This window comes from uncultured Acetobacteroides sp. (assembly GCF_963667355.2).
GTDB lineage: Bacteria > Bacteroidota > Bacteroidia > Bacteroidales > ZOR0009 > Acetobacteroides.
In genome coordinates, this window is the sequence record NZ_OY763328.2 from 297,023 (window position 1) to 312,777 (window position 15,755).

General features: G+C 48.6%; 12 protein-coding genes. 8 read left to right on the top strand and 4 right to left on the bottom strand.

The features are described from left to right. Window positions 1-3 precede the first annotated feature (3 nt). Window positions 4-381: a RidA family protein gene (locus ACHZA1_RS01270; protein WP_320053429.1), complete on the top strand. Its 378-nt coding sequence runs from the start codon at window positions 4-6 to the stop codon at window positions 379-381. 111 nt (window positions 382-492) lie between these two features. Continuing rightward, the gene (gene hydE, locus ACHZA1_RS01275; protein ID WP_320053430.1) at window positions 493-1,575 is read left to right on the top strand and encodes a [FeFe] hydrogenase H-cluster radical SAM maturase HydE; all 1,083 of its coding nucleotides are present in this window, start codon (window positions 493-495) and stop codon (window positions 1,573-1,575) included. 409 nt (window positions 1,576-1,984) lie between these two features. Here hydE and hydG read toward each other — a convergent pair whose 3' ends face one another. From hydG to ACHZA1_RS01290, 3 genes are all read right to left on the bottom strand, one after another. After that, window positions 1,985-3,415 (bottom strand): [FeFe] hydrogenase H-cluster radical SAM maturase HydG, encoded by a 1,431-nt coding sequence (gene hydG / locus ACHZA1_RS01280; RefSeq protein ID WP_320053431.1) that lies wholly within the window; start codon window positions 3,413-3,415, stop codon window positions 1,985-1,987. 29 nt (window positions 3,416-3,444) lie between these two features. After that, entirely contained in the window at window positions 3,445-3,705 is a 261-nt protein-coding gene (locus ACHZA1_RS01285) for a TM1266 family iron-only hydrogenase system putative regulator (protein ID WP_320053432.1), read from the bottom strand. Between the two features lie 119 nt (window positions 3,706-3,824). Beyond that, window positions 3,825-4,457 carry a redox-sensing transcriptional repressor Rex gene (locus ACHZA1_RS01290; RefSeq protein ID WP_320053433.1) on the bottom strand — a complete coding sequence of 211 codons (633 nt, stop codon included), beginning with the start codon at window positions 4,455-4,457 and terminating at the stop codon, window positions 3,825-3,827. 207 nt (window positions 4,458-4,664) lie between these two features. Between ACHZA1_RS01290 and ACHZA1_RS01295 the strand changes: the two genes are divergently transcribed. Both ACHZA1_RS01295 and ACHZA1_RS01300 read left to right on the top strand, forming a co-directional pair. Continuing rightward, a complete protein-coding gene (locus tag ACHZA1_RS01295; RefSeq protein WP_320053434.1) occupies window positions 4,665-6,530 on the top strand; it encodes a [Fe-Fe] hydrogenase large subunit C-terminal domain-containing protein in 1,866 nt (621 codons plus the stop codon). Between the two features lie 12 nt (window positions 6,531-6,542). Further along, complete coding sequence (locus tag ACHZA1_RS01300; RefSeq protein ID WP_320053435.1) at window positions 6,543-7,733, top strand: SpoIIE family protein phosphatase; 1,191 nt, start codon at window positions 6,543-6,545, stop codon at window positions 7,731-7,733. 71 nt (window positions 7,734-7,804) lie between these two features. Here the strand turns inward: ACHZA1_RS01300 and ACHZA1_RS01305 are convergent, their stop codons facing one another. After that, complete coding sequence (locus ACHZA1_RS01305; RefSeq protein WP_320053436.1) at window positions 7,805-8,668, bottom strand: DNA/RNA non-specific endonuclease; 864 nt, start codon at window positions 8,666-8,668, stop codon at window positions 7,805-7,807. Window positions 8,669-9,168: 500 nt separating this feature from the next. Here ACHZA1_RS01305 and ACHZA1_RS01310 point away from each other — a divergent pair, with 500 nt between their 5' ends. From ACHZA1_RS01310 to ACHZA1_RS01325, 4 genes are all read left to right on the top strand, one after another. Then, the gene (locus ACHZA1_RS01310; RefSeq protein ID WP_320053437.1) at window positions 9,169-10,644 is read left to right on the top strand and encodes an endonuclease; all 1,476 of its coding nucleotides are present in this window, start codon (window positions 9,169-9,171) and stop codon (window positions 10,642-10,644) included. A gap of 41 nt (window positions 10,645-10,685) precedes the next feature. Continuing rightward, window positions 10,686-13,352, top strand: coding sequence for a carboxypeptidase regulatory-like domain-containing protein (locus tag ACHZA1_RS01315; protein WP_320053438.1), 2,667 nt, complete (start codon window positions 10,686-10,688; stop codon window positions 13,350-13,352). 14 nt (window positions 13,353-13,366) lie between these two features. Continuing rightward, window positions 13,367-14,848, top strand: coding sequence for a DUF5689 domain-containing protein (locus ACHZA1_RS01320; protein WP_320053439.1), 1,482 nt, complete (start codon window positions 13,367-13,369; stop codon window positions 14,846-14,848). A 71-nt stretch (window positions 14,849-14,919) separates the two neighbouring features. Beyond that, window positions 14,920-15,474 carry a hypothetical protein gene (locus tag ACHZA1_RS01325; RefSeq protein ID WP_320053440.1) on the top strand — a complete coding sequence of 185 codons (555 nt, stop codon included), beginning with the start codon at window positions 14,920-14,922 and terminating at the stop codon, window positions 15,472-15,474. The last annotated feature ends 281 nt before the right edge of the window (window positions 15,475-15,755 follow it).

Genomic DNA, 15,755 nt, shown 5'->3' on the forward strand with positions numbered 1-15,755 from the left:
GTCATGAAAAGAATCATCAACACAGAAAAGGCTCCGAAGGCAGTAGGCCCCTACAGCCAAGCGGTAGAAGCTAACGGAACGCTATACATATCGGGACAGCTGCCTATCGATCCTGCAACGGCAAAGTTTGCCGAAGGCGGCGTAAAGGAGCAGACAGCCCAAGCACTCAAGAACATTGGCGCCATCCTAGAGGCTGCTGGATATACCTACAACGACGTGGTGAAGTCGACCGTTCTGCTGAACGACATGAACGATTTTGCCGCCATGAACGAGGTTTACGCATCGGTGTACACCCAGGATCAGCCTGCCAGGGTGGCCTACCAAGTGGCAAAGCTGCCAATGGGCGCCCTTGTCGAGATCGAAACGATTGCCGTAAAGTAGCCCATCATCAACCCCAATACGGAAGCCCCGCCAAACGCGGGGCTTTTCTTTTTTCGCAAAAGCTATACGAATAAATTAGAAGGCTATATTTGCACCCAAAACCTATACCTGATGGCAAGCATACACGACATACTGGCAAAGCAGACGCTCGAGTTCGACGATCTTGTGGCGCTGCTCGCCGCTACCGGCGACGACCGTAAGGCGCTGTTCGAGGCGGCCGCCCGAACCAAAGCCGAGCACGTTGGCAACGTGGTTTACCTAAGGGGGCTCATCGAGTTCTCGAACGTATGCCGCAAGAACTGCCTGTACTGCGGAATCCGGCTCGACAACAAGGAGGTTGAGCGCTACACGCTCTCCGACGAGCAGATTGTTGCCGCTGCGAGGTTTGCCCTCGAAAACCGATACGGATCGATCGTAATCCAGGGAGGCGAAATCACCTCGCCCGCATTTACCCAACGAATCGAGAATCTGCTCCGCGAAATCAAGGCGCTATCGGACGGCAAGCTGGGCATCACCCTATCGCTGGGCGAGCAGAGCGAGGATACCTACCAGCGCTGGTTCGATGCCGGCGCGCACCGCTACCTGCTGCGCATCGAATCGTCAACCAAAAGCCTTTACAACAGGATACACCCCAACGACGAAAACCACGTGTACGAGGATCGGCTGGAGGCGCTGCGCCTGCTCAAGAAGGTGGGCTTCCAGGTGGGAACCGGGGTGATGATTGGCCTCCCCCACCAAACCCTCGAGGATCTGGCGCGCGACCTGATGTTCTTTAAGCAGATCGACATCGACATGTGCGGCATGGGGCCCTACATCGAGCATCACCAAACACCACTTTTTGAGGAGAAAGACTGCCTGATGCCGCTGCAGGACAGATTCGACCTTGCACTTAGGATGATAGCCACCCTACGCGTGTACATGAAGGACATCAACATTGCCGCAGCCACCGCGCTGCAGGCCATCGATAAAATCGGAAGGGAAAAGGCCATTAAGGTGGGCGCCAATATCATCATGCCCAACATCACCCCAGGGGTGTACCGCGACAGCTACAAGCTGTACGAGAACAAGCCCTGCACCGACGAGTCGGCCGAGGAGTGCACCGGATGCCTCGATGCGCGCATCACCCTAACCGGCGATGAGATTGGCTACGATGCCTGGGGCGACTCGCAGCACTTCGGCAGGAAGCAGAAGTAGCCGTATCGGCGATCCTTCCTCTTTATAACGCTCGGGGAGAAAACCCCGAGCGGAGTTTTACACTCTAGTCGGCTAGAATACCCAACCCGGAGTAGGGTTTTGCTTCCGAATTGCCTAGAGAACAAAAACCGGAATGAGGTTTTGCATCCGAGCCCGCTAGAGTGCAAAAATTGGAACAGAGTTTTGCTCCCAATCCTGCTAGAGTATAAAACTCGGAATGGTTTTTGCCTCCAAGACCGCTAGAGTGCAAAAACCGGAATGGGGTTTTACTCTTAGGCAATCCAGCAAAAGAAAAAAGCCTAGTAGGGAGCCCCTTTCTAAGGTTAGCGGCTTCACCTATCGTCATTACAACATATTATAAGGTACTCGAAGGAAAAGGGCTGCTCCGTTTTGGAAGCAGCCCTTTATGCTAGAAGTACAGGTCGCGTTCGCCCTGCTTTATCTTTTCGAGACGGGACACCAGCTCGTCCTTGAACTTGTCGCCTTCGAGCTCGGCGATGGTCTCGTCAATGAGCCTCCACCCCTTTTCGGCCGTAGAGGGCGAGGCGTAATCGACGATGTACTCGGCCAGCGTAAGCACCGCGTTGGGCGTACAGAACCGCTTGATGAAGCCCGGAACCGAAAACTCCATGAAGTGCTCCCCTGTCCTACCCCTACGGTAGCAGGCGGTGCAGAACGAGGGGATATACTTGTTGTCGAGCAGATCGTCGACCACCTCGGCGAGGCTACGGTCGTCGTTAATCTTAAACTGCTCGCGCTTGAGGTCTTGGTTGTCGGGATGCTCCTCCTCGGCGTAGCTGCCAATCTCGAGCTTCGTGCCCCCGTCGAGCTGCGACACGCCAAACTCTAGAGCCGCCTTGCGGATGGACGATGGCTCGCGCGCCGTTAGGATTAGGCCAGTGTAGGGAACGGCCAAGCGAAGGATGGCGATCAGCTTCACAAAGTCGTCGTCGCCCACCATAAACTCAGGCGACACATTTACCGCCGAGGCATCCTTAATGCGGGGGAACGAGATGGTGTGAGGGCCCACGTTGTAGCAAGCCTCGAGGTGGTTGGTGTGGCGGATAAGCGCCAGCACCTCGTAGCGCCAGTCGTAGAGCCCGAAGAGCACGCCGAAGCCGTTATCGTCCAAGCCCACATCCTGCGCCCGGTCGAAGGCCGTTAGGCGCCAGTCGAAGTCGCGCTTAGGCCCCGACAGGTGGTAGGTCTTGTAGGTTTCGGGATGGTAGGTCTCCTGGAATATCTGGAAGGTGCCAATGCCTGCCTCGTGAACCAGCTTAAAGCCCGCGTGGTCGAGCGGAGCGGCGTTCAGGTTAACGCGGCGAATCTCGCCGTTGCCCTTCTTCACCGAGTAAACGGTGCGCACGCACTGGGCCAAGAACTCGGCATCGTAGCTCTTATGCTCGCCAAGCGAAAGCACCAGGCGCTTCTGCCCTACGCTTTCGAGCGCCTCCACCTCCTTCACAATCTGCTCCTGGGTAAGCGTAACGCGCGTCTGCTCCGTGTTGGTCGAGCGGAATCCGCAGTACTGGCAGTTGTTCTGGCAAAGGTTACCCAGGTAAAGAGGCGCAAAAAGCACCATACGGTTGCCGTAAACGCGGCGCTTAAGCTCGCGGGCGCCCTCCTTGATCTCCTCAACCAGCACCGGATCGGTGGTTTGAACAAGCACAGCGGTATCGGCAAGCGACAGGCGCTGCTTGTTCAGCGATTTCTGAATAATGGCGCGAACCTTTTCGGGAGTTGGCTCAGCGCTGTTTATGAAGTTCCAAATTTCGTCGGGATCAATAAAAGGTCTCGATTTTTCGTCGGCAATACGGTATTGCTCGGGGTTAAATTTCATCTCTTTTTATGTTGGTTTTAGACTAAGGTTTAGCTTGATTTTGGCAGCGAAGGAACGAGAATTGACTTGATGGTAACCCCAGGCAACCTGCCTACAGGGCCAGTAAACGCACCAATCTCGTCGGTAGTGCCCTCGAGCACCAGCGAGATAACGCTGATAGATCGGCCGCTAAGGGGAAGCCCCTGACGACCCAGAATGATGTGGGAATGCTTAGAAATAATGGCGTTGAGCTGCTCTACAGCTCCACGATCCTCGACAACAATGAGTGCTGCCCCAATTCTCTTCTCCATTAGCAATACCTTTGGATTAGACTTCGATGTTTTGATGATCCTCGAACCAGAAACTCCAGCCCTTCAGATCTTGCCACAGCTGTGTGACCGTATATAAGCGTAAAAGGATTAGCCCAGCGCTACTTCCTTTTTAGCGATCGTTCCTTTACGAAGTAGGCAACCTTCTCCAGCGAGGTAATCATATCGTATGCCTCGTGATAGATATTATCGGAAAAGCTGATAGGCGTTGACGTAAAGCTCAAAACACCCTTTATGCCTGCCTTCTCAATTATCGGAGCAAGCAGCGGTGCCGCATTGGGCGATGCGGTAACCACCGCAATGGTAATGTTCTCCCGCTTAACAATCTCCTCAAAATCGTCGATGCTGTAGCACATAACCCCAGACTGAAGGGTTCCAATTTTCGCCGGATCAACATCGAAGGTCGCCTTAATGTTAAGCTTCGATCGCTTACCATTAAAGTAGGTGGTTATAGCCTTTCCCAAGTTTCCCATCCCTAGTACTGCAACGTTTTGCCCATCCTTGCTGTCAAGGATTTTAGAGATAAGATCGATGAGTTCCTTTACATCGTAACCTTTCTTTGTCATGCTCGAAAAGCCAATCAGCATCAAATCGCGACGAACCTGAACGGCAGTATTGCTATGCAAGTTGGCCAATTCATGCGAATAAATATGCGTTTTGCCATTAGAGAGGCAATCAAAGAGTGTCCTTCGGTATTCACTAAGCCTTTCAATGGTTTTTTCCGGCAACTTCATAAATCTACTTTATATAGAGCGATAAAAAGGTCCAACACAATCGAACAAAAGCTAGTCCAACAACATAATACAATAGGACATTAGCTTACTTTGAAGAGGGACGCAAGATATGAAAATTTCGACAATCATGTTGTAGCATTCACAATGTTAAACAGAAAAATACGAAATCTGCGTGGGTAGGCAATCGCCATACAAAATACGAAGAGAATGGAAAACCAGCTCTACACCATAGATACGGAGAAGTGCGTAACCTGCTACGCATGCATAAGGGAATGTCCGGTAAAGGCTATTGACGTTGGACAGAACAGCGAAAACCTACAGATTGTGAAGGAACGCTGCATTGGCTGCGGGTTATGCGAAGAGGTATGCCCCGTAGATGCCATCAGCTACCGCAAGTCGATAGAGGAATGCCTCTCGCTCATCGAATCGGGAGGACTTGTTGCTGCGCTATGCGAGCCCTCCATTTCGGCTGAGTTCCCCGACATTACCGACTACCGAAAGTTTTCGCAGATGCTTCGCGCGGTAGGCTTTACCAACGTTTACGAAGTTTCGTTTGGGGTAGATATGGTTGCCAGAGAGTACAACAACCTGCTGAAGGAGTTTAACGGCAAATACTTCATCACCTCGCTTTGCCCCTCGATGGTATCGCTAATCGAGAAGTACTACCCCGAGCTGGTTCCCAACCTTGCCCCCATCGTCTCGCCCATGGTTGCTTCGGCAAAAATAGTAAAGCACCTCCACTGGGATTGCATCAAAATTGTCTACATAGGCCCCTGCGTCGAGAGTAAGAATGAGGCCAAGCGCTATCCAGGGCTAATCGATGCCGTGCTTACCTTTAGGGAACTGCGCGAGATATTCGAGGAGCAAAACATCAAGGAAACCTCGCTGGAATTCTCCGAATTCGATCCACCCTACGGTGCAGAAGGCGAGCTCTACCCCATCAGAACAGGATTTTTAGAGGCCGCTCATATCTCGCAGGAGCTGCTCACCGGCGAGATGAGCTCCGTTTCGGGAAGCAACAACCTCACCAGCATGCTCGACTCGTTTGGGAGAAACATCGACAACATAAAAAGCCACTTCAGCTGCTTCATGTGCCACGGCTGCCTAATGGGGCCCGGAACCACCAAGAAGAAAAACTACCAAGTACGACGATCGGACGTTATCAAGTTCGCCCGCAAAAGGATTGAGTCGCTCGAAAGGGACAAATGGGCGGAAAACCTAAAGAAGTTCCGCTATATCTCGCTTAACACCACGTTTAAGGAAGACAACCAGCGCATAGATAACATTCCTGAAAATACTGCAGAGGAGATATACAAGGAGATCAACAGGGATCTAAAGAACCCAGACCTCGACTGTAAGGCATGCGGATTCAACTCGTGCAAGGAAATGGCCATTGCCAGCTACTGCGGGCTTGCCACTCCCGACATCTGTCTGCTGAACAATAAAAAGACAATTGCCAAGCAGCGCCATCTGCTCAAGCAGGAAACCGAGAAGTACAACAAAACCAAAGAGGCCCTTGTAGAGTCGGAAGCGCAGGCCAACCAGGCCCGTGTGGTAGCGCAGGAGGCACAAGATAGCCTTTACGCCACCATCAGAAAACTACCTTTCGGGGTTGTTTTTGCTGATAAAACCCTAAAGGTTACCTACTCCAACGAAAGTTTCGTTGAGCTACTTGGCGAAGATGCCATGCAAATCAACGAGGTTGTGCCTGGGCTTATTGGAGCGCAAACCAAGTCGCTTCTACCAAAGGATATCTACAACCAATTTTACCTTGTTGCACAAAATCCCAACGAGAGCGTTAATAAAGATTTCAAGTACAAGGAGCGCCTGCTCAATGTTCAAATATTCAGCATGGCGAAAGGAACGCTGGTAGGTGGTATTTTTAGAGACCTGATGATGCCCGAAATCCAAAAGGAGGAGATCATCCGACGCATAACGGAGGTTATCGACAAAAACCTTTCCATCGTCCAAAAGATTGGATTCCTGCTAGGCGAGGGTGCAGCCGAATCGGAACGGATGCTCAACTCTATCATTAAAACCTTTAAGCAAACACCCAAAGAAGACGATCTCTAGACTAGCAACAACATGAACAACCTTCCTTTTTCCATAGAAGTAGCCTGCAGCCAAAAAACACACTTCGAGGAGCGCATCTGCGGTGATGTTTTCTTATCAAAAAAAACAGAAGGCAAGCAGCGGGCCATTGTTGCGCTATCAGACGGCATGGGGCACGGCGTAAAAGCCAACATTCTGGGAACGCTAACCGCCACCATGGCGCTAAGCCTTACCGAGGAGCACAAAAACCCCAACTCCATCGGCCAGATAATCATGAAAACGCTGCCCGTTTGCAGCCAACGCCAAACCAGCTACTCCACCTTCACCATAATCGATGCCGACCTGAACAAGGAGGTATCCATCATCGAGTACGACAACCCTCAAACCCTTATCCTAAGGGGAAAAGATATCTTCGAAGCGGAATGGCACTGCATTGTTCCCGAAGGCGAACGCCGAAAATGCAACCGGGAAATTCTCGCCTGCAACTTTACTCCACAAAAGGAGGATCGAATTATTTTCTGGTCGGATGGCATAACCCAAAGCGGCATTGGCACCGACGACTACCCAACGGGCTGGGGCATAAAAAATGCCATCGAGTTTGTTCGAAAGATTGTTGGGGCAGAGCCGCTGATCTCGGCCCAAAAGCTGGCATCGAAGGTGGTAAACATGGCAGCGGTGAACGACGATGGGCTGCTAAAAGATGATGCATCGTGCGTTGTTCTCTACTTCCGAACGCCCCGAAAGCTGCTCATCTGCTCGGGTCCCCCTTTCGATACAGAGAACGACAGACTGCTGGCTAGTAGAATTAGGGAATTTGATGGCAAAAAGGCTATTTGCGGAGCAACAACGGCCAACATTATTTCGCGCGAGTTCCGCCAACCCATTATCGACAATCTCTACTCAACCGACCACGAGTTGCCGCCCACCTCTACTATGCAAGGGGTAGACCTAATCACCGAAGGAATACTTACCCTAAGCAAAACACTCCTTCTCCTCGACAAGTACAACGATAAAGCCCCGCTTAGCAATGGTCCCGCCGACGAACTCGCAAAGCTAATCCTCGACAGCGACGAGATAACCTTTATGGTGGGCACCCGCATTAATGAAGCCAACCAGGACCCTAGACTTCCGATTGAACTCGAGATGAGGCGTACGCTTGTCAAACGGATTAAAGATCTTCTAGAGCAAAAGTTCCTGAAGGAGGTGGAGGTGGAGTATATCTAGCGACCCAACAAAAAACGCTGGTACAAGACCAGCGTTATGCAACTATAGCAATTAGGAAATATATCACCCCATTAAATAGGCGTATTATCCACTTTTGCCTCTATCACCTTCTCAACCTCATCTGGAAGGTTTGAGAAGAAGTCAAAGCCAGTCTGCGACTCAATATCATCTATTGACACACGGTAGTTATACCACGATTTACTTGAAGCCGTCTGATCGTTGGGAATCCATATTGCTATTGTTCGTGTTTTGGCATCGACTCTTGCCACATCATTTTCTCCATTAAGCAAAGCAATAACAACTTTCCATGTATACTTAGGTACAACTACACCTTCATCACCTATTTTTTCCTTGTATCCATATCGTCCAGCACCACCAACACCAGCAGGCCCCGCTACAATGTAAAGTTCGTACCCCTTCTTTGCTAAATAGCGACAATAATTTTCAAAATCGGCCCAAGGCTTTTGATTGTTTTCAGGTGCTTGAGGCATCATGTTGGTCATTAAAAATGTTGCCGAATTATAGCTAATAGAAGTTGTTCGATCAGCCGAAGGACAAATGTGCCCCCTGTCAAACCCCGAGCCGCTATAGCTGTACTCTTTAACAGCGACCCAAGAAGAAGGAAGCGTAACATCAGACCTAAAATTATCTTGGCGATCGACAGGACCTATCCATGCCGTACTTAAATGCCAACTCACCCAATTGGCTGTATGCTTAGAGTCATTATAGGAAAGCACATACTGATCTTTTACCATTAGGTAGTTATCGGCATTAACTACGTTGGCAGAAGCATTAGACGGATTGCCCATAGCTAAGTTGTCACCTTTAACTGATGGACCAACAGGTATTGGATCGGATACGTCTTCTTGCCCATCATGAATATAGCATGACGTTAGTAATACTATACTAACCAATACGATTAAAAATCTTTTCATCTCAGAAGAATCAATAATTAACAATTAGATGTAGCTGTTCAGCTACCTTATTAAGGTAGACTATGCTAGTGTACTTTAAAATATCAACACAGAAGCACAGAGTTTCAAAATTATTCTTTCATGCTTAACGCTTAAAAACAAAGGACAACTAATCTATGGGGAGCACAGAGGGCAACATTCGGTTGCTTAGTACCACCCTTTTTCACACGTCAAGAATTAGCAAAATCCTTTTATTCATCTTAGTGCGCCTCTGTATTTCTATACCTCTTTGCTGAGTAACTACAATCTGCAATGTTACGCATTGCACCCTAAAAATTAACCTTAAAAAAATGAATAAATATTTTTTTCTTAAAATTAACTCTTCCACATTTTTTTATACCTTCATGGCCTTTTCCTCTTCACTTTTTAGTTGTCCATTTTGGAAACTAAAACCTGCAGAACAAGGAATAATAAAAGTTTAAAATCATCTGAAATAGAGAAACAAAGCAAGTTTAACGAATATGAGGATTAACTTCAGACTGCTAGGGATCTTATCTCTGGCATTTTTTATCGGAGGATGCAATCTCGATAAAAATGACGATAATGCTCCACAAAATGGGGCCATTTCAGTAAGCATTACTCCTGAAGCAACAGGGAATATTCCGGATAGCCTATCCTTGGAAATTAGAAAAGCATCGGGAGATGTAGTTACAAGCTATAGCGAAACTGCAAAGATTCCTAGTAGTGGAATTACGCTTCCAATAGGGGAATATGAAGTAAGTGCTGTACCTACCAATAAGAAAAAACCACTTTTTGATAGGCCTCTGTACGCAGGGACAAGCACAACAACAGTATCATCTAGTTCCACCAGCAAGGTAAATATCAACCTAAAGCAGACCAACTTCAGCATTGGTGTAAGCTATTCCGACAAGTTTAAAGCTGAGGCAACAAACTATTCGACCACAATAACAGATCCTCAAGGTTCGCTTACATTCCTTAGCAACGAGAGCCGGTTGGGATACTTTGCGGCAGGGCCACTCACCATAATCACCAACTACACCGACAGTAAAGGGGTTAAGAAGACTGTTGATCGTACCATTGCAGCAGCAGATGCTAGCATTGCTCCAGCATCTAAGCTAATGGTTTACGTTAACCTACCGGAGGAAAACACAGCAGGAAACTATACAGGATACTACCAGAATGCATCGGGAAAAACTGGCATTGAACTAAAGGAAGCATTAACCACCATTATATCTACCGGATATAAGACACAAACCTACGGTGCCCTTTATACTGCTTACAAAGTTGGAGACATAAGACCTGATGGAACAGGTGCAATATGGGATGTTTACTCGGATACTCCAGGCACGACTCCCCCCTACTACTTTCAACCCGATCAAGATCGTTGTGGCAACTACCAAAAAGAGGGAGATTGCTTCAATAGGGAGCACTGCATTCCTCAAAGCTGGTTTAAGGAGGCAAGTCCAATGGTATCCGACTACCTTCACATTCTACCTACCGATGGGAAAGTAAATGGCATGCGAAACAACTGGCCATTTGGTGAAGTTGGTTCGGCATCTTGGACATCGAAAAATGGGAGCAAGCTGGGTAAAGCCAAATCAGACTTAGGTACTTCGAGCACTGTTTTTGAACCTATTGATGCCTATAAAGGAGACATTGCACGCATATACCTCTACTTTGTTACCCGATACGCGAAGGAGCTAAGTAAGTTCGAGGGAAATGGAGAAGAAATTTTCGATTCCAAAACCAGCTTAGGACTCGACAAATGGGCCATCAACATGTTCCTCCGATGGAGCAAAAATGACCCAGTTAGCCAAAAAGAAATTGACAGGAACAAAGAAGCGGAGGCATTTCAAAATAATCGCAACCCATACGTAGACCACCCCGAATTTATTGACATGATATGGGGCAACTCAACAATTAAAGTTGTATCGAAAGCAAAAGGCTTTAAGTACATCTACATGACAGCGAAGTAGAAAACGAATAAAATCAAATTAAAATCAAAATAGCACGAATTATGAGAATGGTAATCACCCTGATTATTTCGCTATTCGTATCGCTTAGTGCGATGGCTGATGGTAGCGTTATAAAAGGAAGGATTGTTGATTCGAAAACCAGAAAAGGTGTTGCTGGCGTAACCATTAAAACCACAACAGGTGCAAGCACCACCACCAACTCTGATGGTATTTTCGAGTTAAGCAATTTACTTCCAGGCAATGGAACTGTTTCTATTACAGCTCCTCAAATTGTAAGTCAAACGGTTGACGTAAATGTAAACATGGACCAGATGGTTGATCTGGGCGAGATTTCGGTTCAGCTGGCAAGTACGCAGGACGGAACGGCGCTTGTGCTCGACGAAACTGAGGTTGCCGACGACGAGGGAGGCGCACAAAACGTATCCTCGCTGCTGGCCTCCTCCGACGATGTTTACTTCACCAACTTTGGGTTTAAGTTTGGCGCCATGCGCTTTAACCTGCGCGGCTACGACCAAGACAACTTTACCACCTATATTAACGGTATCAACTTTAACGGTACCGAAAGAGGCAACTTCCAGTACTCCTCCATTGGCGGACTAAACGATGCCTTTAGAAATAGGGATGCCGGAAACGGACTAGAGATGACTCCTTACTCGTATGGCAATATTGGTGGTGCCTCAAACATAGACTTAAGGCCAAGCCACCAGTCTATGGGATCGAAGGCTAGCCTTGCATTTACCAACAGGGCCTACACCACCCGCGCTATGGCCTCCTACTCTACGGGTATCCTGAAAAACGGATGGGCATTCACCGCCTCGGGCTCGCAACGTTGGGCCAAGGAGGGTAACATAGAAGGTACCTACTACAACAGCTGGGCATACTTGCTTAGCGCCGAGAAAGTCTTTAACAGCCGCCATAGCCTATCCATTACCACCTTTGGTTCGCCTACCGAAAGAGGCACCAGCGCTGGTAGCGTGCAGGAGGTCTACGACCTAACCGGCGACAACCTCTACAACCCCAACTGGGGATACCAAAATGGGGATAAGCGTAACGCTCGCGTGGTAAAATCGTTTGAGCCAACCCTACTCCTCTCCTACGAGTGGAAGATTAGCCCTAAGACCACCTTCAATGCAGGTATTGCTGGACGTATTAGCCAATACAAGAAGAGCGGATTAAACTGGTATAATGCGCAAGATCCACGTCCTGATTACTACAGGAAGTTACCTAGCTACTTTACAGACGAATCAGCCGATGCCGTTAAGCAATCGTGGCTAACCAATAAATCGACCAGCCAAATCGACTGGGATAACATGTACGACATCAACAGAGCCCAAGGAGGTGATCTACGATCGGTGTATATCCTAGAAGATGTGCATAGCGATTTTAAGGATTTAACCTTTAACACCTCGCTCAACAGCAAAGTTACCGACAACCTAACCATGATTGGCGGCCTTGAGGCCCGTAGCTATGTTGGCTCGCACTACAAAACCATCAACGACCTACTTGGTGGCAAGTACTGGCTAGATATCGACCAGTTTGCCGAACGCGACTTCCCCGACAAGCCAGATATGCTCCAAAACAACCTAAAAAACCCCAACCGCAAGGTTGGCGCTGACGATACCTTTGGCTTCGACTACGATCTTCACTCAACTTCGGCCAACGGCTGGTTCCAAGGGAACCTGAACTACCAAAAGTGGGAGATGTCGGCTGGTGTAAAGTACACCTTTAACTCGTTCTACCGCAAGGGTAACATGCAGAATGGCCGTGCCATCAACGATTCGTACGGAAAGGGTGCTACCCATAACTTCAACGACATCTCGGGTAAGGTTAACGCGCTTTACAAGCTCAACGGCAAAAACTTCGTTGTGCTAAACGCCCTTTACGAAACCCGTTCGCCACTTGCCTACAACGCCTACGTATCGCCCCGTATTAAGGATACCAGCATTCCGGATATGAAGAATGGCAAGATCATGTCGACCGACTTAGGCTACATGTTCAACTTCGGGATTGTACGAGGACGCGTTTCCGGATACTACACCGTATTTAAGGACCAAATTGAGATCAGCAACTTCTACCACGACGGATACCAAACCTTTGTTAACTACATCCTAACCGGTGTTGACAAGGAGCATAAGGGTGTTGAAGTTGGGCTATCGTCGAAGGTAACCTCCAGAATTACGCTCGAGTTCATCGGCAATGTTGGGCAGTACACCTACACCAACAACCCCAAAGGGACAACCAGCTACGAAAACGGAAGTACCCAGGACACCCAACAAACCGTGTTCTACGACGGCTACAAGGTGAGCGGACAACCTCAAACGGCGCTTAGCTTTACCGCCAGCTACTTCCACCCTTCGATGTGGTTCTTCGATACCAACGTAAACTACTACGACAACAACTACGTGGACCTGACTCCTGTTCGTAAGGAGAAAGCGGTACTCACCAAAATTCCTCAATTTTCGGCTCAAGAGAAGTTCAACAGCAGCATTGTATGGGATGCCTCCATCGGCAAGCTGATCTACTTCAAGAACAGAACATCGCTCAACATCAACCTATCGGTTCAAAACATCCTTAACGACAAGGATATTAAGACCGGCGGATTCGAGCAGGGTAGATACGACACCGATGGAAGCGCAACCAAGTTCCCTAGCAAGTACTTCTACCTGCAAGGGGTGAACTTCTTCCTTAACATTGGATACAAATTCTAAACAGCCACAGTAAAATGAAAACAAAACAATTTTCCATAATACTTACCGTCCTATGCGGCTTTCTGTCTGGGCTTTCGGGGTGTACGCCCGAGTTCGACGAGCCAACCGTAAAGGAGTACAAGTACGAAAAGGCGGCAACCCTAACCATTGCTCAATTTAAGAGCACATACAACTACGACTTTAAGCAGATCACCGATCCTGTAATACTTAAAGGTGTAGTAAACGCCACCGACGAGTCGGGCAACATCTACAAGAAGCTCTACCTGCAGGACGAAACTGGCGGGCTCGAAATCTCGCTGGATGCAACCAGCCTGTACACCCAGTTTAAGGTAGGCCAAGAGATCTACATCGAGTGCAAGGGGCTATACGTCGGCAAGTACGGTGGAGTGCTTCAGTTGGGCTTCCCTTACAAAAAAAATGGGGTGGATGCTATTGGACGCATGCCACAGGTTGTTGCCATGGCGCACATATTTAAGAATGGAACGCCCAACAAGGTGGTTACCCCCATTGCGGTTAACTCCTTGTCTGAGCTAAACAACAGCATGCTCGACAAGGTTGTCTCCCTAAAAGTATTCTTCACCAATGGAGGAAAGGAGAAGTACGCAGACAAGAGCTCACAGTACCCCACCGAGCAGGCCTTTACTGACTTGAAGGGAGCTAAGGGAATCATCTACACCAGCGGATACGCTCGCTTCTCGCAGGAGCTGCTCCCCAAAGGGCTCGGCACCATTACCGCCATCCTATCCGCCTACAATGGCAAGTGGCAGCTCATCATTAGGGATAAAAATGACGTTGGCACCTTTGATGCTAGCGTAACCACCCCTCCTGTTTACCAAGGCGAGGCAACCCATACCATTAGCCAACTAAAGGCTACGTGCAACAGCAAACTACAGCTAATTCAGAGCAACATGGTGGTAAAAGGTGTTGTAACGGCCTCGGACGAATCAGGCAATATTTACAAAAAACTCTACATCCAAGACCAGAGCGGAGCCATAGCGGTTAACATAAACGCCAAAGGTCTATTCAACTCATACCCAGTTGGGCAGGAAATCTTCATCGAATGTAGAGATCTATACATCGGTAATTCGAATGGTAACATAGAGCTTGGCGCCAGCTACAACGGCAATATTGGCCAAATGGAAGATGCAACTGCCAGCAGCCACATCTTTACCAAGCAGGCTGCCATCACCCCTATTGCACCACTTGCAACCACCATTGCAGAACTCACCGACGATATGAACGGAAAGCTAATCACCCTAAGCAACATGAAGTTTACCAATGGAGATGTTAGCTACTACGTTTCAAACAACAAGCCAACCTCGGAGGAGATGAAGGACGATAACGGCAATTCGATCATCGTGTACACCAGCAACTACGCCACCTTTGCCAACGAAAAACTACCTTCGGGACACGTTACCATAACGGCAATTCTGACAAAATTTGACGGAAAATGGCAGCTAATTCTTCGAAACACTAAGGATGTCGTAAAAGATTAGCTATTTTTACACCACGAAATACCGTAGTGATAAACACTATATTATTTACAACCCACAAAAAACTAAGAAAAATGAAGACAAAGCTATTTGTACTTGGCCTTTGCGCCATGGCGGCCTTCGCTTCTTGCTCGAAGGATGATGACAATGATTCTCCAAAAACAACCGAACCTAAGGTTGTTATTACTGAGGATTTTGCAACTGCTACAAAAGGTACCGCAACTGATGCTGGTGCTGATCTTTGGACCGCTACCGACAATTTTCCTACAGCCACCCTCGTTTACCAAGCAGCTGGCGCTGTTAAGTTGGGCACAAGCTCAAAGGCTGGCTCTCTAGAAACTAAGGCGCTCGATCTATCAGCCAACACTGGCAAGGTTACCGTTAAGTTTAAGGTAAAAGGATGGTATGCTAATGCAAAGCTAACTGTATCCATGGGCGACGAAACCCAGAGCGTTGACGTAGTAGCAGATAAGTCGGCAACTACGCTAGAAGAAAAGACTGTTACCTTTACCAAAGGAACTGCAACCTCAAAAATTAAGTTCGAAACCCCAATGGTAGCCAAGTCTTCGACTGACGCAACGCTCGTACCTGTGCGCTTCTTCATCGACGACATCCAAGTTATCAACTAAGGAATCGGAACACGAGTAAAGAAGCCGCCCCACCCGGGGCGGCTTTTTTTATTTCCACACTCCGCACGGCCCAACCCTCGATCGGAAGAGCCAACTCACGTTGCGCACCCCAAACTCGCCTGGAGCAACGCCAAACTGGCGGTGCGCAGCGACAAACTGGCGCGGAGGAACGGCAAACTCGCACAGATTACGCCAAACTGGCAGCGATCGGTGGCTAACTCACGGTACGGAGCGGTAAACTCACGCAGATTACGCCAAACTGGCAGCGCCGGACCCAAACT

Bases quoted from the DNA above. Each gene is read 5' to 3' on its own strand.
- ACHZA1_RS01325 (WP_320053440.1), top strand. From the start codon at position 14,920: ATGAAGACAAAGCTATTTGTACTTGGCCTTTGCGCCATGGCGGCCTTC.
- ACHZA1_RS01285 (WP_320053432.1), bottom strand. From the start codon at position 3,705: ATGGAGAAGAGAATTGGGGCAGCACTCATTGTTGTCGAGGATCGTGGA.
- ACHZA1_RS01315 (WP_320053438.1), top strand. From the start codon at position 10,686: ATGAGAATGGTAATCACCCTGATTATTTCGCTATTCGTATCGCTTAGT.
- hydE (WP_320053430.1), top strand. From the start codon at position 493: ATGGCAAGCATACACGACATACTGGCAAAGCAGACGCTCGAGTTCGAC.
- ACHZA1_RS01270 (WP_320053429.1), top strand. From the start codon at position 4: ATGAAAAGAATCATCAACACAGAAAAGGCTCCGAAGGCAGTAGGCCCC.
- ACHZA1_RS01310 (WP_320053437.1), top strand. From the start codon at position 9,169: ATGAGGATTAACTTCAGACTGCTAGGGATCTTATCTCTGGCATTTTTT.
- ACHZA1_RS01305 (WP_320053436.1), bottom strand. From the start codon at position 8,668: ATGAAAAGATTTTTAATCGTATTGGTTAGTATAGTATTACTAACGTCA.
- ACHZA1_RS01300 (WP_320053435.1), top strand. From the start codon at position 6,543: ATGAACAACCTTCCTTTTTCCATAGAAGTAGCCTGCAGCCAAAAAACA.
- hydG (WP_320053431.1), bottom strand. From the start codon at position 3,415: ATGAAATTTAACCCCGAGCAATACCGTATTGCCGACGAAAAATCGAGA.
- ACHZA1_RS01295 (WP_320053434.1), top strand. From the start codon at position 4,665: ATGGAAAACCAGCTCTACACCATAGATACGGAGAAGTGCGTAACCTGC.
- ACHZA1_RS01320 (WP_320053439.1), top strand. From the start codon at position 13,367: ATGAAAACAAAACAATTTTCCATAATACTTACCGTCCTATGCGGCTTT.
- ACHZA1_RS01290 (WP_320053433.1), bottom strand. From the start codon at position 4,457: ATGAAGTTGCCGGAAAAAACCATTGAAAGGCTTAGTGAATACCGAAGG.